A 20,476-nucleotide genomic window follows, 5' to 3' on the forward strand; every position below is an offset into this window, starting at 1 on the left:
CTTAAGGAAAGTAAATTCATGTCTAAACGTGGTTTAGGTAAAGGGCTTGATGCGCTTCTTTCAACCAGTTCGCTGGCGCGTGAACGTCAGCAGGCAGTGAATTTGAGCCAAGAGCTGTCTAGCAATGGTCAATTAACCGAACTTGGCATCAATTTGCTGCGTCCGGGAGTGTATCAACCACGTCAAGATATGGCGGAAGAAGCGCTGGAAGAGTTGGCTGCTTCAATTGAATCACAAGGCATTATCCAACCGATCGTGGTGCGTCAGGTGGATCATGATAAGTTCGAAATCATTGCGGGTGAGCGTCGTTGGCGCGCGGCTCGCAAGGCGGGCTTAAGCCAAGTGCCTTGTTTGGTGAAGAAAGTGGAAGATCGCGCAGCGATCGCCATGGCTTTGATCGAAAATATTCAGCGTGAAGATCTGAATGTGATCGAAGAAGCGCAAGCGCTGGAGCGTTTGCAAAACGAATTTTCACTGACCCATCAGCAAGTGGCTGATGTGATCGGTAAGTCACGCGCAAGCGTGAGTAACATTCTGCGCTTGAACCAACTGGAAGCAGACGTCAAACAGTTAGTCGCACAAAAGCAGCTCGAAATGGGGCATGCGCGCGCATTGATTGTACTGCAAGGTGAACAGCAAATTGAGGCGGCGAAACAAGTGGCTGCTAAACAGATGACCGTGCGTCAAACTGAACAATTTGTTAAAAAGTGTTTAAAGCCAGCTGTTGAGGCAAAAAATGCGACAGACGACGCTGAAACTCAACAAATGTCACAAAAATTGAGTGAAATTCTTGGGGCAAAAGTTGCAATTGTTCGTTCCGAGAACGGTAAGGCAAAAGTGACAATAAATGTGGACGAACCTCAAAAATTGGCGCAATTAATTGCCAAGTTGCAGAGCTAAATGAGATAATTGATCTTCGTCAAGTTTTATAAAATCAGATTTTTATGTAAAAGTTGTCGGTTTGTAAACAGAATTGTAACTTTTTGCGGTGTTTTCATTGCATTCAATTCGACTGACCGTATAATTTTTGCCAATTTCCCAGCGCCTAGGATGTAATAGCTGTGGATTTTACTAGAGGTATGAATACATGGTAGCGGCGTTAGCTAGACCTGGACGAGAGCTTGCTAAGCAATTGTTGATGATCCAGCTTGGCGCGGTTACGTTAGTGGCGGCGGGTATGGCTGCGACTGTGAATATTGAATGGGGACTTTCCGCATTAATTGGTGGCGGCATTTGTGTCTTAGCCAATGCGGTGTTTGCTTTGTGTGCTTTCATGTTTAGTGGAGCTCGTGCGGCAAAGAAAGTCGCGGCATCCTTTTACACGGGTGAAGTGCTTAAAATCCTTATCACAGTAGTGCTGTTCTCGTTTGCTTACATGTATATACAGGTGGAACTTGTTCCCCTAAAACTAACCTATTTGCTGGCTCTAGGTATTAATATCTGTGCGCCAGTGCTTTTCATTAACAACAAAAAATAGGATGAGTTATGGCTGCGCCAGGTGAAGCGCTAACACAATCCGGATATATTGCTCACCACCTTTCAAACCTTTCCTTTGGAAAGTTTGGCTGGGTGGAAGAAGCAAGCTTCTGGAATGTTCATATCGATAGCCTGTTTTTTTCTTGGTTTACTGGTTTAATCTTCCTCGGAATTTTTTACAAAGTAGCAAAGAAAGCAACAGTAGGTGTACCGGGTAAGCTTCAGTGTGCTGTAGAAATGATCGTTGAATTTGTCGCGGAAAACGTCAAAGACACGTTCCATGGACGCAACCCTCTGATAGCGCCTTTAGCACTAACTATCTTTTGTTGGGTATTTTTAATGAACGTGATGGACTTAGTTCCGATCGATTTCTTACCTTACCCAGCAGAGCATTGGCTCGGAATCCCTTACTTGAAAGTGGTACCGTCTGCTGATGTGAACATCACCATGGCTATGGCACTAGGCGTATTTGCTCTGATGATTTACTACAGCATCAAAGTGAAAGGTCTAGGTGGCTTTGCAAAGGAATTAGCATTACATCCGTTTAATCACCCTGTAATGATTCCGTTTAACCTACTGATTGAAGTGGTATCGCTACTTGCGAAACCTCTATCACTTGGTATGCGTCTATTCGGTAACATGTTCGCAGGTGAGGTTGTATTCATTCTTTGTGCGGCAATGCTACCATGGTACTTACAATGGATGGGTTCACTACCGTGGGCAATCTTCCATATCTTGGTTATTACGATTCAAGCCTTCGTGTTTATGATGTTGACAATTGTTTACCTGTCAATGGCTCACGAAGACAGTGATCATTAATTTTTTAAGCTTTTTATTTGGGCACTAAGCCAACAACTATAAATTGGAGATAGTAATGGAAACTTTACTGAGCTTTTCTGCAATCGCCGTAGGTATTATCGTCGGTCTTGCTTCTCTTGGTACAGCGATTGGTTTCGCACTTCTAGGTGGTAAATTCCTTGAAGGTGCAGCACGTCAACCAGAAATGGCTCCTATGCTACAAGTTAAGATGTTCATCATCGCGGGTCTACTTGATGCGGTTCCAATGATCGGTATCGTAATCGCGCTACTGTTCACTTTCGCAAACCCATTCGTTGGTCAACTAGGTTAATCACTTATTGCCAAGGGCAAGCCACACGGTTTGCCATTGATTAACACTAAGTCCAAATAGAGGGGTAGCTGTTGTGAATATGAACGCAACTCTGCTAGGTCAAGCAATCTCGTTCGCACTATTCGTGTGGTTCTGCATGAAGTATGTATGGCCACCATTGATGAATGCGATTGAAGAGCGTCAGAAGAAAATTGCTGACGGTCTACAAGCGGCAGAACGAGCTGCAAAAGACTTGGACCTAGCACAAGCCAACGCTTCTGATCAGTTGAAAGAAGCGAAGCGCACAGCATCTGAGATCATTGAGCAAGCTAACAAGCGTAAAGCTCAAATTCTAGATGAAGCTCGCGAGGAAGCTCAGGTTGAACGCCAGAACATCCTTAATCAAGCTGAAGCTGAACTAGAAGCTGAACGCAACCGCGCACGTGATGAACTGCGTAAACAAGTTGCAACTCTGGCTGTAGCTGGTGCTGAGAAAATCCTTGAACGCTCTATCGATAAAGATGCGCACAAAGATATTCTCGACAACATTACTGCAAAACTTTAAGTCTGGGGGCGCATATGTCTGATTTGACTACTATCGCACGCCCCTATGCTAAAGCAGCATTCGACTTTGCAGTGGAAAAAGAGCAATTGGAACAATGGGGACAAATGCTCTCTTTCGCTGCTGAAGTAGCCCAAAACGCACAAGTGAAAGAGCTTTTATCAAGCTCGATGTCTGCTGACAAACTAGCAGAGATTTTTGTTGCAGTTTGTGGTGAACAAGTAGATGCACACGGTCAAAACCTATTGAAGGTGATGGCTGAGAATGGTCGATTAAAGGCCCTTCCTGATGTAAGCGAGCAATTCTTCATTTTGAAGAAAGAGCATGAGAAAGAAATCGATGTTGAAGTGATTTCAGCAACCGAACTTTCTGATGAACAGCTAGCGAATATCGGTGGCAAACTTGAGCAGCGCTTAGCGCGTAAAGTGAAGCTGAATTGCAGTGTAGACGAAGCCCTACTTGGTGGGGTAATAATTCGAGCCGGAGACCTAGTCATCGATGACTCAGCGCGTGGTCGTTTGAACCGCCTGAGCGATGCATTGCAGTCTTAATGGGGATTGGAGCATGCAACTTAATTCCACGGAAATTAGCGATCTGATCAAACAACGTATCGAGTCTTTCGAAGTTGTTAGTGAAGCTCGCAACGAGGGTACTATCGTATCGGTAAGCGATGGTATCATCCGCATTCACGGCCTAGCGGACGTGATGCAAGGTGAAATGATTGAATTACCGGGTGGCCGTTATGCACTTGCACTTAACCTTGAGCGTGACTCGGTTGGTGCGGTTGTAATGGGCCCATATGCTGACCTTAAGGAAGGCATGAAAGTTACAGGTACTGGTCGCATTCTTGAAGTGCCAGTAGGTCCAGAACTACTAGGTCGCGTAGTGAACACACTAGGTGAGCCTATCGATGGTAAAGGTCCAATCGAAGCTAAACTAACTTCGCCTGTAGAAGTGATTGCACCAGGTGTAATCGACCGTAAATCGGTAGACCAACCTGTACAAACTGGTTACAAGTCAGTTGACTCAATGATCCCAATCGGTCGTGGTCAGCGTGAGCTAGTGATCGGTGACCGCCAAACTGGTAAAACAGCAATGGCGATCGATGCGATCATCAACCAGAAAAACTCAGGTATTTTCTCAATCTACGTAGCAATCGGTCAGAAAGCTTCTACCATCGCTAACGTAGTACGCAAACTAGAAGAACATGGCGCACTAGCGAACACTATCGTTGTTGTGGCATCAGCTTCTGAGTCTGCTGCACTGCAATACCTAGCGCCTTACGCTGGTTGTGCAATGGGTGAATACTTCCGCGATCGCGGCGAAGACGCACTGATTGTTTACGATGATCTATCTAAGCAAGCAGTAGCTTACCGTCAGATCTCTCTACTACTAAAACGTCCACCAGGCCGTGAGGCATTCCCAGGTGACGTATTCTACCTTCACTCGCGTCTACTAGAGCGTGCAGCTCGTGTAAACGAAGAGTACGTAGAGCGTTTCACTAACGGTGAAGTGAAAGGTAAGACTGGTTCTTTGACTGCTCTTCCTATCATCGAAACTCAAGCAGGTGACGTTTCAGCATTCGTACCGACTAACGTAATCTCGATTACCGATGGTCAGATCTTCCTACAAACTGAGCTATTCAACGCAGGTGTACGTCCAGCAGTTGACCCAGGTATCTCAGTATCTCGTGTAGGTGGTTCGGCACAGACGAAAATCATCAAGAAGCTATCAGGCGGTATCCGTACTGCACTAGCTCAGTACCGTGAACTAGCGGCATTCGCACAGTTCTCGTCTGACCTTGATGACGCGACTAAGAAACAGCTAGACCACGGTCAAAAAGTAACTGAGCTAATGAAGCAGAAGCAATACGCTCCATTCTCAGTATTTGACCAAGCACTAGTGATCTTCGCGGCAGAGCGCGGTTACCTAGCAGATGTTGAACTAAGCAAACTGCTAGATTTCGAAGCGGCTCTACTATCGTACGCTCGCGGTCAATACGCTGAACTTGCAGCTGAGATCGACAAGACGGGTGCTTACAACGATGAAATCGAAGCTCAGTTGAAGAAACTGACTGACGACTTCAAAGCAACCCAAACTTGGTAATAGGTCGGTGGCAGTAATGCCACCAACTAATGGAGAGTAACGATGGCCGGCGCAAAAGAGATACGTAATAAAATCGGTAGTGTTAAAAGCACTCAGAAAATTACGAAAGCGATGGAAATGGTAGCAGCTTCAAAAATGCGTCGTTCTCAAGATGCAATGGAAGCTTCTCGTCCATACGCTGAAACAATGCGTAAAGTGATCGGTCATGTGGCTAATGCAAATCTAGAGTACCGTCATCCGTACCTAGAAGAGCGTGAAGCTAAGCGTGTTGGTTACATCATCGTTTCTACAGACCGTGGTCTGTGTGGTGGCTTGAACATTAACGTGTTCAAAAAAGCCCTCACTGATATGCAGGCGTGGAAAGAAAAAGGTGCTGAAGTTGAACTTGCATTAGTGGGTTCAAAAGCAACAGGCTTTTTCAAACACAGCGGCGCAAAAGTAGCTGCTCAGGTTTCTGGTCTTGGTGATCAACCAAGCCTAGAAGACCTAATCGGTTCTGTTGGCGTAATGCTGAAGAAATACGATGAAGGTGAACTGGATCGTCTATATGTGGTTTTCAACAAGTTTGTGAACACCATGATTCAGGAACCAACGATCGATCAATTGCTACCTTTGCCTAAATCGGACAGCGAAGAGATGCAGCGTGAGCACTCATGGGACTACATCTATGAGCCTGAGCCAAAGCCTCTATTGGACACACTTTTAGTGCGTTACGTAGAGTCTCAGGTTTACCAAGGTGTAGTAGAAAACCTTGCTTGTGAGCAAGCGGCCCGAATGATTGCGATGAAAGCTGCAACGGATAACGCGACCAACTTGATTGAAGATCTAGAACTTGTGTACAACAAAGCCCGTCAGGCTGCGATCACACAAGAACTGTCAGAAATCGTTGGCGGCGCTGCTGCGGTTTAAGTTTAGGTAAAACGAAATAGTTTAGAGGATTAACGATGGCTACAGGTAAGATCGTACAGATCATCGGTGCGGTAGTCGACGTAGAGTTCCCACAGAGCGAAGTACCTAGTGTATATGACGCTCTAAACGTTACGGACTCAAAAGAGCGTCTAGTTCTTGAAGTTCAGCAACAGCTAGGCGGTGGCGTAGTTCGTTGTATCGTAATGGGTAGCTCAGATGGTTTACGTCGTGGAGTTGAAGTTGTTAACACTGGCGCTCCAATTTCAGTACCAGTAGGTACTAAAACCCTAGGTCGTATCATGAACGTTCTAGGTGACGCGATTGACGAGCGTGGCGAAATCGGTGCGGAAGAGCTTTACTCTATCCACCGTGAAGCGCCAAGCTACGAAGAGCAATCAAACGAAACAGCACTTCTTGAAACTGGCGTAAAAGTAATCGACCTAGTTTGTCCATTCGCGAAGGGTGGTAAAATCGGTCTATTCGGTGGTGCAGGTGTAGGTAAGACCGTTAACATGATGGAGCTTATCAACAACATCGCACTACAACACTCTGGTCTTTCAGTATTTGCGGGTGTAGGTGAGCGTACTCGTGAGGGTAACGACTTCTACTACGAAATGCAGGAAGCTGGCGTTGTAAACGTTGAGAAGCCAGAAGAATCAAAAGTAGCGATGGTTTACGGTCAGATGAACGAGCCACCAGGCAACCGTCTACGTGTTGCACTGACGGGTCTAACGATGGCAGAACGTTTCCGTGACGAAGGTCGTGACGTACTACTGTTCATCGATAACATCTACCGTTACACACTGGCGGGTACTGAGGTTTCGGCACTTCTAGGTCGTATGCCTTCAGCGGTAGGTTACCAGCCTACACTTGCAGAAGAAATGGGTGTTCTACAGGAACGTATCACGTCAACTCGTCAAGGTTCTATCACGTCTGTACAGGCGGTATACGTACCTGCGGATGACTTGACTGACCCATCTCCAGCAACAACGTTCGCGCACTTGGATGCAACGGTTGTACTTAACCGTAACATCGCAGCGATGGGTCTATACCCAGCGATCGACCCACTAGATTCTACATCTCGTCAGCTTGACCCACTTGTTGTTGGTCAAGAGCACTACGATGTGGCTCGTGGCGTTCAGCAAACTCTTCAGCGCTACAAAGAGCTGAAAGATATCATTGCGATCCTAGGTATGGACGAGCTATCTGAATCAGATAAGCAAGTTGTATCTCGTGCACGTAAGATTGAGCGTTTCCTAACTCAGCCTTACCACGTAGCGGAAGTATTTACGGGTGACCCAGGCGTATACGTACCTCTTAAAGAGACTCTACGTGGCTTTAAAGGTCTACTAGCTGGTGAATACGATGACATTCCAGAGCAAGCGTTCATGTACTGCGGTACGATTGACGATGCTATCGAGAATGCTAAGAAGCTATAAGGCTAACTAGGAGGCGATATGGCACCAATAACCTTTCATCTAGACGTAGTAAGCGCAGAGAAAAAGCTTTTCTCTGGTCGCGTTGAAACGTTCCAGGTGACCGGTAGCGAAGGTGAGCTAGGTATTTTCCATGGCCACACTCCGCTGCTGACCGCTATTAAGCCTGGTATGGTGCGTATTGTGAAACAGCACGGCCACGAAGAGTTCATTTATGTCTCTGGTGGTATGGTCGAAGTTCAGCCGGGTACTGCTACAGTACTGGCTGATACTGCGATTCGTGGTGAAGATCTAGACGCAGCGAAGGCAGAAGAAGCTAAGCGTCGCGCTGAGGAGCAAATCCAGAACCAGCACGGCGACATGGACTTCGCACAAGCGGCCAGTGAACTGGCTAAAGCCATTGCTCAGCTACGAGTTATCGAGCTGACCAAAAACCGCCGTTAATTTGCATTAATAGTGGTTATAAAGTGATAAAGGCGACCTTATGGTCGCCTTTTTGTTTATTTATTAACGCCAAGCATTAACTAATGAATTAATGCTGGCTACAATATGCGCCAATTGAAAAAATAAACGTCATAGGTTCTACAAATGAAATTTAGCGCTGTCATTCTTGCTGCGGGTAAGGGCACTCGCATGTATTCAAACATGCCAAAGGTACTGCATACATTGGCAGGTAAACCAATGGCGAAACACGTGATTGATACCTGTGCTGGGCTAGGCGCACAAAATATTCATTTAGTGTACGGTCATGGCGGCGATCAAATGCAGGCGGCACTGGCGAATGAACCTGTCAATTGGGTACTGCAAGCTCAGCAATTAGGTACCGGCCATGCGGTCGATCAAGCGTCTGATCAATTTGAAGATGATGAGAAGATCTTGGTGCTGTACGGTGACGTTCCATTGATCTCATCTGAAACGGTAGAGAATTTACTCGATGCACAGCCAAATGGCGGTATTGCGCTACTGACCGTCGTGCTTGATAACCCAATGGGCTACGGACGTATTGTGCGTAAGAACGGTCCAGTGGTTGCTATCGTTGAACAAAAAGATGCGACTGACGAGCAGAAGCTGATCAAAGAAATTAACACTGGCGTGATGGTTGCGACGGGTGGCGATCTGAAACGTTGGCTATCGGGTTTGAATAACAACAATGCGCAAGGTGAGTACTACTTAACCGATATCATTGCGGCTGCGCATGAAGAAGGGCGTGCGGTTGAAGCGGTACACCCAGTTAACCCGATTGAAGTGGAAGGCGTTAATGACCGTGCTCAGCTTGCTCGACTTGAGCGTGCTTACCAATCAATGCAAGCACAGAAATTGCTGGAACAAGGTGTAATGCTACGCGATCCAGCGCGCTTTGACCTACGTGGTGAACTGCAGTGCGGCTTGGATGTTGAAATTGATGTTAACGTGATTATCGAAGGCTCGGTTTCTATCGGCGATAACGTAAAAATCGGTGCTGGCTGTGTGCTGAAAGATTGTGAGATTGATGACAATACCATCATCCGTCCATATAGCGTGATTGAAGGCGCAACAATCGGTGAAGAGTGTACAGTAGGTCCATTTACGCGTCTGCGCCCAGGCGCTGAACTACGTAACGATGCGCACGTAGGTAACTTTGTTGAAGTGAAAAACGTGCGTCTTGGTGAAGGTTCAAAAGCCAATCATCTGACGTATCTAGGTGATGCGGAAATCGGTCAGCGTGTTAACGTCGGCGCCGGTGTGATCACCTGTAACTACGATGGTGCGAACAAGTTTAAAACCATCATTGGCGACGACGTATTTGTTGGCTCAGATAGCCAGCTGATTGCGCCTGTTACTATCGCAAACGGTGCAACGATTGGTGCAGGTACGACATTGACCAAAGATGTGGCAGAAGGTGAGTTAGTGATCACTCGCGCCAAAGAGCGCAAAATTACAGGCTGGCAACGCCCAGTAAAGAAAAAGTAATCTTGCTTGATTGTTGTAAAAAACCGCTCATCAGAGCGGTTTTTTGTTTTACGCACTTCTTTTACCGATTATTAATAGCTAGGAATGGCAATGCGCTTTTCTAGCCAGCGGACTGCTTGTGAGACCAGTAGAATCAGCACTAAATACTCCAACACGAGGAAAGTATAGATCTCGAGTGGTAAGTACTCATTAACCACCAGCTCGTTGGCACGGCGAGTTAAATCGCTCAAACCAATCACACTGACCAAAGAACTCATCTTAAGGATATAGACAAATTGGTTCCCCAGTGGTGGCAAAATTTGTCGAAAAGCTTCTGGCAGTACTACCAGCCGCATTTTCTGCCAGTAATTGAACCCAAGAGATTCTGCTGCCTCATGCTGCCCTCGATTGATGGCTTGAATACCGCCGCGAAACACTTCTGCCATAAAAGCACTTTCGGCGATCGTCAGTGCTATCACGCCCGCCCAGAAATGGTTAAGAGAAACATCCATTAACGTCGGCATGCCGTAGTAGACCCACAACAACAATACCAACACCGGAATCGATCGGATCACTTCGACATAAAGGCGATTTAACCACTGCAGTGGCTTGTGCTTTGATAAGCCCAATAAAGCGACAAACAGCCCAAGTGACATAGCTAGTAACATACTGATTAGCGAGACTTGGATGGTGTCATTAAAGCCCGCTAACAAAAAACGTATATTGGTGCTGCCTTGAGCTGTGGTGGGATCAAGCACATACCAACCCCATTGATAGTCCGCACAACCTGTCAGCATCAGTAAACTCAGTGGCCAAAATCGTTGGTAGCTCACAGTTACTCCCTAAACTAGTGAAAAACGCCGTTTGTTATTAGTATGTTATCAATGAAGTCTATCTGATGGTTAATAATTAAACGGAATATCTTTGACTATCTAGTTTTGCAAAGGAGTGACAATGAAGAAAATTTTGGCGATTTTAGCGCTATTGTTAGTCAGCCAATTAGCGCAGGCACAAAGCCGATTACACGAGATATTAGACAGTGGGGTGTTACGTGTCGGCACGACTGGTGATTGGAATCCAATGAGCATCAAAGATCCTGGTACCAACAGTTATCGTGGTTTTGATATTGATGTCACCCGTGAACTGGCAAAAGATCTTGGGGTGGAAGTGGAATATGTCGCTACGGATTGGAAGACCTTGGTCAATGGCATTACGGCTAACAAATATGACATTACTGGCAGTGCATCTCTCAATATGTCGCGCGCCAAAGTCGCCGGTTACAGCCAACCTTATTTTTATCTCGCCTTTGTGCCCGTGGTGCAAAAGAAAGATCTCGCTAAATTTAGTGATTGGAGTGATTTTGATACACCAGACATCAAAGTAGCGGCAACCTTAGGGACGGTGCAAGAGAAGATGGTTAAAGACTTCTTCCCATCGGCTCAGCATATTGTCATTGAAGCGCCCGCACGTGATTTTCAAGAGTTGCTTGCTCGTCGTGCCGATGTGTCAGTGACGTCCAATGTCGAAGCTGCGACGCTGGTGGAGAAATTTAAGCAATTAGCGATTGTGCCAGTTAAAGAACCACGTAAACCGACGCCAATTGCTATGTTGTTGCCGCAAAATGATCAGGTATGGATTAACTACATCAATCACTGGGTTGAGCTGAAGAAAACTCAGGGCTTTTTTAAAGCCACGGCAAAAAAGTGGGGCTTACAAAGCCTTTAATAGCAAAAGAGCCGCGAATGCGGCTCTTCTCATTTTACTCTTCACTTACCACGCGAGAATTGTCTGGCGTCGTAAAGTGTTGAGAAAGGTCACGGTTGGAAACGATGTAGCCAACCCACATACCCAGCATACAAATCACAATCGCAATGCCAGTGGCGTGTTGTGCTTGGCTTGCTAGCGCTGCCACAAGGGCACTGGATAGGCTGCTGACACTGATTTGTAAGCTGTTTTGCAAACCAGCTGCTGTTGCAGGGCTTTGCTTGGCGCTACCCAGGGCGCGGTTAACCACGATTGGATACATCGCACCGTTAGCAACCGCAATCAGACAGAATGGTGCTAGGATTGGCCAGATTGAGCTCAGTTCCCATTGTGATGCGACAAAAATCATAATGGATGCAAGGCTAAATAGAGCCACTAACTGACGTAGAACTTTTTCATCACCATATTTAGCCACCATCACTTTACCTAGCCAGCCGCCAGCCATAAATGCAATGGTCTGAGGAATAAAGCTAAGACCAATGTCTTTTGCTTCATAGCCCAGTTGCGCCATGATTTCTGGCATGCCAGTTAGGTAGGCAAAGAACGCTGCCGATGCGGTAGCAAACATCATCACGTTACCCAAGTAAGTTTTAGAACTCACTAGAGCGCGAATGTCTGCCGCAACTGACGTTTGTTTGGTTTCTACTTGCTCTTGCGGTTGGCGCATGGTTGCCATAACAAGCAAGATACCCATCACGGTCAGTGCGTAGAAGATACTGTGCCAACCAAAGCTATCTGCCAGTAACACGCCCAATTGTGGTGCTAGTGCTGGAGAAAGCGCCACTAACGGCATGATGGTGGCAAAGATTTGTTGGCTGGTGCTGCTGTAGCGTTTGATCACCATCGCTTGCCAAATTACCGCCGGTGCACAGACCCCAATCGCTTGAACAAAGCGCAGTGTCAGCAGCTGCCAAACTTGATCGCTAAATGCCAGACCAAGAGAAGAGACGGTAAACAGTGCTAAGCCTACCGCCAGAGTATTACGGTGACCAAACTTATCAGACGCTAAGCCCCACAGTAGTTGACCACTTGCCATACCGACCAAAAAGACCGTAAGAGAAAGGGCAATTTGTTCTGGACCGGTGGCAAAATCGACTTCCATCATCTTAAATGCAGGAAGGTACATGTCGGTGGCAATAAAGCCGAGCATAGAAAGTGCTGATAAATAGAACAGCTGCAGTTTTGACACTTTAGTTGAGGCGTTCATTTGATGACCATTCAAAAAAATTCATACATAAGGGATTTACATACACTGCTGTAGTGCATGTTATTCGATGTCTCGCATTCTATTTTTGGTAATTAATAAAATGAAACGTTAATATTTGTGGTTATCAATCAAAAATTTTGAAGGATAGCTATGAGCGTGTTTTCGCGTAACTCACTAAAAATGATCGATACCGTTGCTCGCTTGGGCAGCTTTACCGCGGCGGCGGAGGTACTGCACAAAGTGCCTTCAGCAATCAGTTATAGCGTCAGGCAAATGGAGCAAGATCTTGATGTGGTGTTATTTAAGCGTTTACCGCGCAAGGTCGAACTGACGCCAGCAGGAGAAGTGTTCTTAACCGAAGCCCGTGCCATGCTAAGGCAAATGGAAGAGGTAAAGAGTCAAACACGACGTGCGGCGCATGGCTGGCAAAAAACCTTAAAGCTGACCTTAGACAATGTGGTGCGTTTGGATCAAATGAAGCCATTGATCGAAGCATTCTATGCCACGTTTGAGCATGCTGAGTTGCAGATCAATATGGAAGTGTTCAATGGATCTTGGGAAGCCATCTCGCAAGGGCGTGCTGATATTGTGATTGGTGCGACCGCCGCTATCCCGGTTGGTGGTGACTTTGAAGTTAAAGAGATGGGGGTATTGGACTGGGCATTTGTGATGTCGCCAAGCCACCCGTGTGTGCGTGAGCAAGTATTAAGCGAAGAGTTTGTCAGTCAGTTTCCTGCGATCTGCTTAGATGATACCTCCAATGTTTTACCTAAACGCCATACCGTACATTACCCACAGCAAAGACGTTTGCTGTTGCCCAATTGGTACAGTGCGATTGAGTGTCTGAAAAATGGAGTTGGTGTCGGCTATATGCCTCGGCATATCGCGCAACCCTTGATTGAAGAGGGCGTGCTGGTGGAGAAAATTTTGCCTGAGGACAAACCTTTAAGTTACTGCTGCTTAGTATGGCGTAAAGATGAAAACCACAAAATGATTGAGTGGATGGTCGATTATTTAGGTTCGAGTGAGCAGTTATATAACGATTGGTTACGCGCATAAAAAACGCCAGCAACGGCTGGCGCTTGTATTGGTGCAATATGCGATTCGCTAAGGGCGCTCAAATACTGTTGCGATCCCTTGTCCTAAACCGATACACATAGTCGCTAAACCATATTTGGCGTCTTTGGCTTCCATCAAATTGATCAGCGTGGTTGAAATACGTGAACCTGAACAGCCAAGCGGGTGCCCAAGAGCGATCGCGCCACCATTTAGATTCACTTTCTCATCCATTACATTGAGTAGTCCAAGATCTTTCGCAACCGGTAGCGCTTGGGCTGCAAAGGCTTCATTGAGCTCAACCACATCCATGTCTTCTACAGTCAGCCCTGCACGTTTCAGGGCTTTTTGTGTCGCAGGTACGGGACCATAACCCATGATGGATGGATCGCAACCGGCGATAGCCATACTCTTGATATACGCGCGAATCGGCAAGCCTAGTTGCTTCGCTTTATCTTCACTCATAATCAGCATTGCAGACGCACCGTCAGAGAGGGCAGAAGAAGAGCCAGCAGTCACGGTACCATTGGCTGGGTCAAACACTGGACGCAATTGTGCCAGACCTTCAACGCTGGTCTCTGGACGAATCACTTCATCGTCTTCGAGCAGCATTAAGGTGCCATCCGCGGCATGCCCTTCGGTCGGGAGTATTTCGTTTTTAAAACGTCCTTCGACGGTTGCGGCATGAGCTCTAGCGTGAGAGCGAGCAGCAAATTCATCTTGCTGCTCACGGCTAATGCCATGCAATTTACCGAGCATTTCTGCGGTTAAGCCCATCATGCCAGCGGCTTTCGCGACGTTTTTTGCCATACCAGGATGGAAATCTACGCCATGGTTCATTGGTACATGCCCCATGTGCTCAACACCACCAATCAGGCAGATCTCAGCATCGCCAGTCATAATTGCACGGGTGCCATCATGCAGTGCCTGCATTGATGAACCACATAAGCGATTGACGGTAACCGCTCCGATTTCGATCGGCAGACCCGCCAGTAAAGCCGCATTACGTGCGACGTTAAAGCCTTGCTCTAGTGTTTGTTGTACACAACCCCAATAGATATCTTCGATCTCACTTGGGTTGACCTGTGGGTTGCGGGCAAGAATGCCTTTCATTAAATGTGCCGACAGATCTTCTGCGCGGATATTGCGATAAGCGCCGCCTTTTGAACGTCCCATTGGGGTTCGAAGACAGTCAACGATTACTACTTTTCTTGTCTCTATAGTCATGTTCGATTCCCCCTTAAATTGAACCTTGCTGCTGGTTGGCATAAAAGCGTTCGCCTTTGGCTGCCATATCAATCAATAACTGCGGTACCTGATACATGGCACCTAAATCTTGATATTGCTTAGCTTGTTCAATGTAGGTATCAAGCCCCATGTTATCGAGATAGCGGAATACGCCACCTCTAAATGGAGGGAAACCGAGACCATAGATCAGCGCCATGTCAGCTTCTTGCGGTGAGGCAATAATGCCTTGTTCAAGACACAGCACGACTTCATTGATCATTGGGATCATAGTGCGAGCGATGATGGTTTGATCGTCAAACTCCTGCTTATCACGACAGACATCAGCCAGCAGAGGTAAGATCTCAGCATCGAAGGTTTTCTTTGGTTTGCCTTTACGATCAACCGTATAGTTATAGAAACCACTGCCATTTTTCTGACCGTACTTTTCTGCCTCAAACAGAACATCAATCACGTCACGCTCGGCTTTTGCCATGCGCTCAGGGAAACCTTGCGCCATAACATCTTGTGCGTGGTGTGCAGTATCAATCCCGACGACGTCGAGTAGGTAAGCGGGTCCCATTGGCCAGCCAAATTTACGCTCCATCACTTTATCGACTTGAGTAAAATCTGCCCCGTCACGCAACAACATACTAAAGCCGCCAAAATACGGGAACAGTACGCGATTGACGAAGAAGCCTGGGCAATCATTCACTACGATAGGTGACTTACCCATTTTCGCCGCGTAAGCGACGACGCGATTAATGGTTTCTTCTGAGGTGTGTTGACCGCGAATGATTTCCACCAATGGCATACGGTGCACTGGATTAAAGAAGTGCATGCCACAGAAATTTTCTGGACGCTGGAGGGATTGTGCCAATAAGTCGATTGGAATCGTCGACGTATTGGAGGTGATCACTGTATCGTCAGCAACATTTTGCTCCACTTCACTAAGTACGGCGGCTTTAACTTTTGGGTTTTCAACCACCGCTTCAACGATAACGTCAGCCTGCTCAATACCCGAGTAATGCAGGCTAGGAGTGATTGAGCCAAGAATGCCCGCCAGCTTAAAGCCATCAATCTGACCGCGCTCAAGTCGTTTGTTAAGCAACTTTGACGCCTCATTCATGCCGAGATCAAGCGATGCTTGGGCAATGTCCTTCATCATTACCGGCACACCTTTCAATGCCGATTGATAAGCAATTCCGCCACCCATGATACCGGCGCCAAGAACCGCAGCACGTTGCGTCTCTTTATTGGCAGACTTGGCGGCTTTTTTAGCGATACCTTTGATGTACTGATCGCTTAGGAATAGACCGACTAGAGCACTGGCTTCAGGCGATTTAGCGAGGCGAACAAAGTATTTACGTTCAACGTCGAGCGCTTCGTTACGCGCCAAGGTTGCACCTTCTTCGATGGTTTTTACTGCCGCCATCGGCGCTGGGTAATGTGGACCGGCTTTTTGTGCGACCAAACCTTTTGCCATGGTAAAGCTCATCATTGATTCGAGCTTACTTAGCGTAAGTGGTGATGTTTTTTGCTTGCGACGAGATTGCCAATCTACTTTCTCACTGATCGCTTGTTGTAGTGTGGCGAGTGCCGATTGAGTCAGCGCTTCGCTATCGACCACCGCATCAAGTAAGCCAAGTTTAAGCGCTTCATTTGCGCGGCAAGCTTTACCTTGGGTAATGATTTCCATTGCACTGTCAGCACCGATCACGCGTGGCAGTCGCACACAGCCTCCAAAGCCAGGCATGATACCGAGTTTCGTCTCAGGCAAACCAATGCTGGTGGTTTTATCACCAATGCGGAAATCGGTAGCGAGTACACACTCACACCCGCCGCCAAGTGTATGCCCTTTCAGTACCGATAGGGTCGGGAAAGGCAAATCTTCCAGCTTAGAAAATATTTGATTGGCGAACTGAAGCCACTGATCAAGTTCTTGGTCGGTTTTGGCAAATAAACCAAGAAACTCAGTGATATCGGCACCGACGATAAAGGCATCTTTATCACTCGTGAGCATTAAACCACGAATGTTGGTCGTTTGTTTGAGAGCATCAAGTGCAGCGTCGAGCGATTCTAGTGTGGCTAAATCGAGTTTGTTTACCGAGTTTGGAGAGCTAAAACAAAGCTCGGCAATACCGTCGTGCACTTCCTTTACATGTAGGGTGTTGGCTTGGTAAATCATGTCTATCTCCGTGACATTTAATCTACAAATTAAATTTTATAGTTCTGGTACGACTTGTTTCGCTTTTAGTGTGGACTTGAGAATGTTTAATTTCAACACAAAATTCAAACAAGTGTTTAACATTGTGATTTAAGTATTCCACTCTTCTTTTGCTAATGGCTCGTGATAAACTTGCTATCACTATGTATTTTGCAAATAAATCATGAACGATAAGCCCTATTTAATTCCTGCTCAGCCAGTCATTTTTGAAGAAGAGATAAAAAAGAGTCTTTTCATTACCTATTTGGCGCATACCCCTAATGTTGCGGCAGCAAAGTCTTTTGTTGATGAAATAAAGAAAAAGCATGCCGACGCGCGCCATAATTGCTGGGGTTTTGTCGCAGGTCGTCCAGAAGATTCGATGCAGTGGGGCTTTAGTGATGATGGTGAACCATCCGGTACAGCAGGTAAGCCGATTTTAGCCCAACTTTCTGGTTCTGGTGTTGGTGAGATAAGTGCAGTAGTGACACGCTATTATGGTGGTATTCGTCTGGGAACGGGCGGCTTAGTCAAAGCTTATGGTGGTGGAGTGCAACAAGCGCTTAAGCTGCTTCAAACTATCGAGAAAAAAATCACCACATTAATTACGCTCAAGTTAGACTATGGTTTTATGCCAGTCGCACAATCGTTGTTTGCTCAGTTCGGTGTGCAGGAAGTTGAGGCACAATATAGTGATGAGGTTGAGCTCACCCTTGAAATCGAAGTCCGTGAGTTAGAGGCTTTTACTCAAACGATCATCAATAAAAGTGGCGCTAAAGCCATTATTACCCCGCTTAACGGGACTAAATAGGAAGTAAGAAGCCAAGCTTCACGTCATTAAGCAATGCAATTTAGATCTATTATCCGAATCGTAGGGCTGTTACTTGCCCTGTTTAGCGTCTCGATGCTTGCCCCTGCCTTGGTAGCGCTCATCTACCGAGATGGTGCGGGTGTACCCTTTGTTACCACCTTCTTTGTTCTACTTTTTTGTGGCGCAATTTGCTGGTTTCCAAATCGACATCATAAGCATGAACTGAAAGCTCGAGATGGCTTTTTAATTGTTGTTCTCTTTTGGACGGTAATCGGTAGTGCCGGTTCTCTGCCATTTCTACTCGCTGATAACCCAAGTGTGTCGGTAACGGATGCCTTTTTTGAATCCTTTTCCGCGTTAACGACCACTGGTGCGACGGTGATTGTCGGTCTGGACCATTTACCTAAAGCGATTTTGTTCTACCGTCAGTTCTTACAATGGTTTGGTGGGATGGGGATCATCGTGTTAGCCGTCGCTATACTGCCAGTGTTAGGTATCGGCGGAATGCAGCTGTATCGAGCTGAGATTCCCGGTCCAGTAAAAGACAGCAAAATGACCCCTCGTATTGCCGAAACGGCAAAAGCGTTGTGGTACATCTATTTAAGCTTAACGATAGCTTGTGCCGTCGCGTTTTGGTTGGCGGGGATGACACCGTTTGACGCCATTGGTCATAGCTTCTCAACCATTGCAATTGGTGGTTTCTCGACCCATGATGCGAGTATGGGTTATTTCGACAGTTATGCCATCAATATGATCACAGTGGTATTCCTGTTAATTTCAGCCTGTAACTACTCGTTGCACTTTGCCGCTTTTGCCTCTGGTGGTGTGCATCCTAAGTACTATTGGAAAGACCCAGAGTTTCGTGCCTTTATCTTTATCCAGGTGCTTCTCTTCTTAGTGTGCTTTTTGATGTTGCTGAGTCACCATTCGTACGACACGATGTACGAGGCATTTGATCAGGCGTTGTTCCAAACGGTTTCAATTTCCACCACAGCAGGTTTTACCACCACGGGGTTTGCTGAGTGGCCACTGTTTTTACCTGTGCTGCTCTTGTTCTCTTCTTTTATAGGAGGATGTGCAGGCTCAACAGGTGGCGGCATGAAAGTTATCCGTATCTTACTGCTGACCTTACAAGGTGCGCGTGAACTTAAGCGATTAGTGCATCCTCGAGCGGTGTATACGATTAAGTTGGGTGGTAGTGCGCTTCCTCAGCGTGTTGTTGATGCGGTATGGGGCTTTTTCTCCGCATACGCTTTGGTATTTGTCGTATGTATGTTGGCGTTGATTGCTACCGGGATGGACGAACTCAGTGCGTTCTCTGCGGTGGCGGCAACATTAAACAACTTAGGACCGGGCTTAGGTGAAGTTGCGCTCCATTTTGGTGAGATTAACGATAAAGCCAAATGGGTGTTAGTGGTATCGATGTTGTTTGGCCGTCTCGAAATCTTTACCTTACTAATATTACTGACTCCAACTTTTTGGCGTAGCTAAGGATTAAATGTGAAAAAGGCACTGTTTCTATATTCGTCCCAAGAAGGGCAGACAGTTAAAATTCTCAAACGTATTGAAGCTCAGATGGATGAATACCAATGTGAGTTGGTCGATTTGCATCAAGCAGATAGCATTGACTTCTCTTTGTATGAGCGCGTACTAATTGGTGCATCGATTCGTTATGGCAAACTCAATAAAAAGCTCTATCAGTTTATTGAAGCCAATCTTGCGCAGTTGCAGCAACATAAAGTCGCTTTCTTTTGCGTTAACCTAACCGCAAGAAAAGAAGACCAAGGTAAAGATACCCCAGAAGGGAGTGTCTACATTAAGAAGTTCTTGCAGCTTTCACCTTGGCAACCGAGTTTGATCGGCGTGTTTGCTGGGGCTCTCTATTACCCACGTTACCGCTGGTTCGATAAAATGATGATTAAACTGATTATGACGCTAACTGGCGGAGAGACCGACACCAGCAAAGAAGTTGAGTATACCAACTGGGAAAAAGTGAGTTTATTTGCCGATAAATTTAAAGAAATGTAAATAAAACCGCCTGTTTTGGCGGTTTTAGATTAATAATTCATCGAACGATAAAAAAAACGAAAAAACTGTAAAAAAGCACTTGCCAAAGTAAACGCGATCTCTATAATGCGCCCTCGTTGACACGGCAAAGCTTCGCAAGAAACGAACGCCAAGTTAACAAGGTTAAATTAGCCAAGCGAAACGCTTGAAAAAAAGTTTGAAAAAAGTGGTTGACACTAAACTTTATCTCGCTAAAATGACCGTCCGTTTTGAGAGAACTCAAAACGAAAAGCTCTTTAACAATATAAACCTATCAATCTGTGTGGGCACTCGTTGATGATAATCCAAATTAGAAGCTTAGGCTTCAAATTAGATTTCAATGAAACGAAGTGACCATTGCTAGAAATAGCAGCACAGTCAATTCAAACATTACTATGTAATGTTCAGTATTCATTGAGTCGACAAAATCTTAAATTGAAGAGTTTGATCATGGCTCAGATTGAACGCTGGCGGCAGGCCTAACACATGCAAGTCGAGCGGCAGCGACAACATTGAACCTTCGGGGGATTTGTTGGGCGGCGAGCGGCGGACGGGTGAGTAATGCCTAGGAAATTGCCCTGATGTGGGGGATAACCATTGGAAACGATGGCTAATACCGCATGATGCCTACGGGCC

The 20,476-nt window shown here is 46.3% G+C and carries 20 protein-coding genes and 1 rRNA gene; 17 read left to right on the forward strand and 4 right to left on the reverse strand.

The features are described 5' to 3' along the window. The first annotated feature begins 18 nt into the window (after nucleotides 1-18). From DPF93_RS16955 to glmU, 11 genes are all read left to right on the forward strand, one after another. Nucleotides 19-900, forward strand: coding sequence for a ParB/RepB/Spo0J family partition protein (locus DPF93_RS16955; protein WP_114767294.1), 882 nt, complete (start codon nucleotides 19-21; stop codon nucleotides 898-900). 187 nt (nucleotides 901-1,087) lie between these two features. Further along, nucleotides 1,088-1,477, forward strand: coding sequence for a F0F1 ATP synthase subunit I (locus DPF93_RS16960; RefSeq protein ID WP_114767295.1), 390 nt, complete (start codon nucleotides 1,088-1,090; stop codon nucleotides 1,475-1,477). A gap of 8 nt (nucleotides 1,478-1,485) precedes the next feature. Beyond that, entirely contained in the window at nucleotides 1,486-2,295 is an 810-nt protein-coding gene (atpB, locus tag DPF93_RS16965; protein ID WP_075648145.1) for a F0F1 ATP synthase subunit A, read from the forward strand. Nucleotides 2,296-2,350: 55 nt separating this feature from the next. After that, entirely contained in the window at nucleotides 2,351-2,605 is a 255-nt protein-coding gene (gene atpE / locus DPF93_RS16970; RefSeq protein ID WP_002540812.1) for a F0F1 ATP synthase subunit C, read from the forward strand. Between the two features lie 73 nt (nucleotides 2,606-2,678). After that, a complete protein-coding gene (atpF, locus tag DPF93_RS16975) occupies nucleotides 2,679-3,149 on the forward strand; it encodes a F0F1 ATP synthase subunit B (RefSeq protein ID WP_114767296.1) in 471 nt (156 codons plus the stop codon). A gap of 14 nt (nucleotides 3,150-3,163) precedes the next feature. Next, complete coding sequence (atpH, locus tag DPF93_RS16980; protein WP_114767297.1) at nucleotides 3,164-3,697, forward strand: F0F1 ATP synthase subunit delta; 534 nt, start codon at nucleotides 3,164-3,166, stop codon at nucleotides 3,695-3,697. Between the two features lie 13 nt (nucleotides 3,698-3,710). After that, nucleotides 3,711-5,252 (forward strand): F0F1 ATP synthase subunit alpha, encoded by a 1,542-nt coding sequence (gene atpA, locus DPF93_RS16985; RefSeq protein WP_114767298.1) that lies wholly within the window; start codon nucleotides 3,711-3,713, stop codon nucleotides 5,250-5,252. Nucleotides 5,253-5,294: 42 nt separating this feature from the next. Next, on the forward strand, nucleotides 5,295-6,161 hold the full coding sequence (gene atpG / locus DPF93_RS16990) for a F0F1 ATP synthase subunit gamma (RefSeq protein WP_114767299.1): 867 nt from the start codon (nucleotides 5,295-5,297) through the stop codon (nucleotides 6,159-6,161). A 35-nt stretch (nucleotides 6,162-6,196) separates the two neighbouring features. Further along, nucleotides 6,197-7,600, forward strand: a complete 1,404-nt coding sequence (atpD, locus tag DPF93_RS16995) for a F0F1 ATP synthase subunit beta (RefSeq protein WP_114767300.1) — start codon at nucleotides 6,197-6,199, stop codon at nucleotides 7,598-7,600. Nucleotides 7,601-7,618: 18 nt separating this feature from the next. After that, complete coding sequence (locus tag DPF93_RS17000) at nucleotides 7,619-8,041, forward strand: F0F1 ATP synthase subunit epsilon (RefSeq protein WP_114767301.1); 423 nt, start codon at nucleotides 7,619-7,621, stop codon at nucleotides 8,039-8,041. Between the two features lie 144 nt (nucleotides 8,042-8,185). Then, nucleotides 8,186-9,547: a bifunctional UDP-N-acetylglucosamine diphosphorylase/glucosamine-1-phosphate N-acetyltransferase GlmU gene (glmU, locus tag DPF93_RS17005; RefSeq protein WP_114767302.1), complete on the forward strand. Its 1,362-nt coding sequence runs from the start codon at nucleotides 8,186-8,188 to the stop codon at nucleotides 9,545-9,547. A gap of 71 nt (nucleotides 9,548-9,618) precedes the next feature. On the opposite strand, the gene DPF93_RS17010 is transcribed toward glmU, so the two are convergent. Beyond that, on the reverse strand, nucleotides 9,619-10,323 hold the full coding sequence (locus DPF93_RS17010) for an amino acid ABC transporter permease (protein WP_425275312.1): 705 nt from the start codon (nucleotides 10,321-10,323) through the stop codon (nucleotides 9,619-9,621). Nucleotides 10,324-10,480: 157 nt separating this feature from the next. On the opposite strand from DPF93_RS17010, the gene DPF93_RS17015 reads away from it, so the two are divergent. Next, nucleotides 10,481-11,251, forward strand: a complete 771-nt coding sequence (locus tag DPF93_RS17015; protein ID WP_114767304.1) for a transporter substrate-binding domain-containing protein — start codon at nucleotides 10,481-10,483, stop codon at nucleotides 11,249-11,251. Nucleotides 11,252-11,285: 34 nt separating this feature from the next. On the opposite strand, the gene punC is transcribed toward DPF93_RS17015, so the two are convergent. Next, complete coding sequence (punC, locus tag DPF93_RS17020; protein ID WP_114767305.1) at nucleotides 11,286-12,497, reverse strand: purine nucleoside transporter PunC; 1,212 nt, start codon at nucleotides 12,495-12,497, stop codon at nucleotides 11,286-11,288. A 156-nt stretch (nucleotides 12,498-12,653) separates the two neighbouring features. Between punC and punR the strand changes: the two genes are divergently transcribed. After that, on the forward strand, nucleotides 12,654-13,556 hold the full coding sequence (punR, locus tag DPF93_RS17025) for a DNA-binding transcriptional activator PunR (protein WP_114767311.1): 903 nt from the start codon (nucleotides 12,654-12,656) through the stop codon (nucleotides 13,554-13,556). 48 nt (nucleotides 13,557-13,604) lie between these two features. On the opposite strand, the gene fadA is transcribed toward punR, so the two are convergent. After that, nucleotides 13,605-14,780 carry an acetyl-CoA C-acyltransferase FadA gene (gene fadA, locus DPF93_RS17030; protein ID WP_114767312.1) on the reverse strand — a complete coding sequence of 392 codons (1,176 nt, stop codon included), beginning with the start codon at nucleotides 14,778-14,780 and terminating at the stop codon, nucleotides 13,605-13,607. A 13-nt stretch (nucleotides 14,781-14,793) separates the two neighbouring features. After that, nucleotides 14,794-16,965: a fatty acid oxidation complex subunit alpha FadB gene (gene fadB / locus DPF93_RS17035; protein ID WP_114767306.1), complete on the reverse strand. Its 2,172-nt coding sequence runs from the start codon at nucleotides 16,963-16,965 to the stop codon at nucleotides 14,794-14,796. A 202-nt stretch (nucleotides 16,966-17,167) separates the two neighbouring features. Between fadB and DPF93_RS17040 the strand changes: the two genes are divergently transcribed. The 4 genes from DPF93_RS17040 to DPF93_RS17060 form a co-directional block, all read left to right on the forward strand. Further along, a complete protein-coding gene (locus tag DPF93_RS17040; protein ID WP_114767307.1) occupies nucleotides 17,168-17,794 on the forward strand; it encodes a YigZ family protein in 627 nt (208 codons plus the stop codon). 33 nt (nucleotides 17,795-17,827) lie between these two features. Then, a complete protein-coding gene (locus DPF93_RS17045) occupies nucleotides 17,828-19,285 on the forward strand; it encodes a TrkH family potassium uptake protein (RefSeq protein WP_114767308.1) in 1,458 nt (485 codons plus the stop codon). A 9-nt stretch (nucleotides 19,286-19,294) separates the two neighbouring features. Then, the gene (hemG, locus tag DPF93_RS17050; protein ID WP_114767309.1) at nucleotides 19,295-19,822 is read left to right on the forward strand and encodes a menaquinone-dependent protoporphyrinogen IX dehydrogenase; all 528 of its coding nucleotides are present in this window, start codon (nucleotides 19,295-19,297) and stop codon (nucleotides 19,820-19,822) included. A 450-nt stretch (nucleotides 19,823-20,272) separates the two neighbouring features. Beyond that, nucleotides 20,273-20,476 (forward strand): 16S ribosomal RNA (locus DPF93_RS17060); the annotation flags it as partial.

The organism is Vibrio rhodolitus, assembly GCF_003350325.1.
GTDB classification, from domain to species: domain Bacteria; phylum Pseudomonadota; class Gammaproteobacteria; order Enterobacterales; family Vibrionaceae; genus Vibrio; species Vibrio rhodolitus.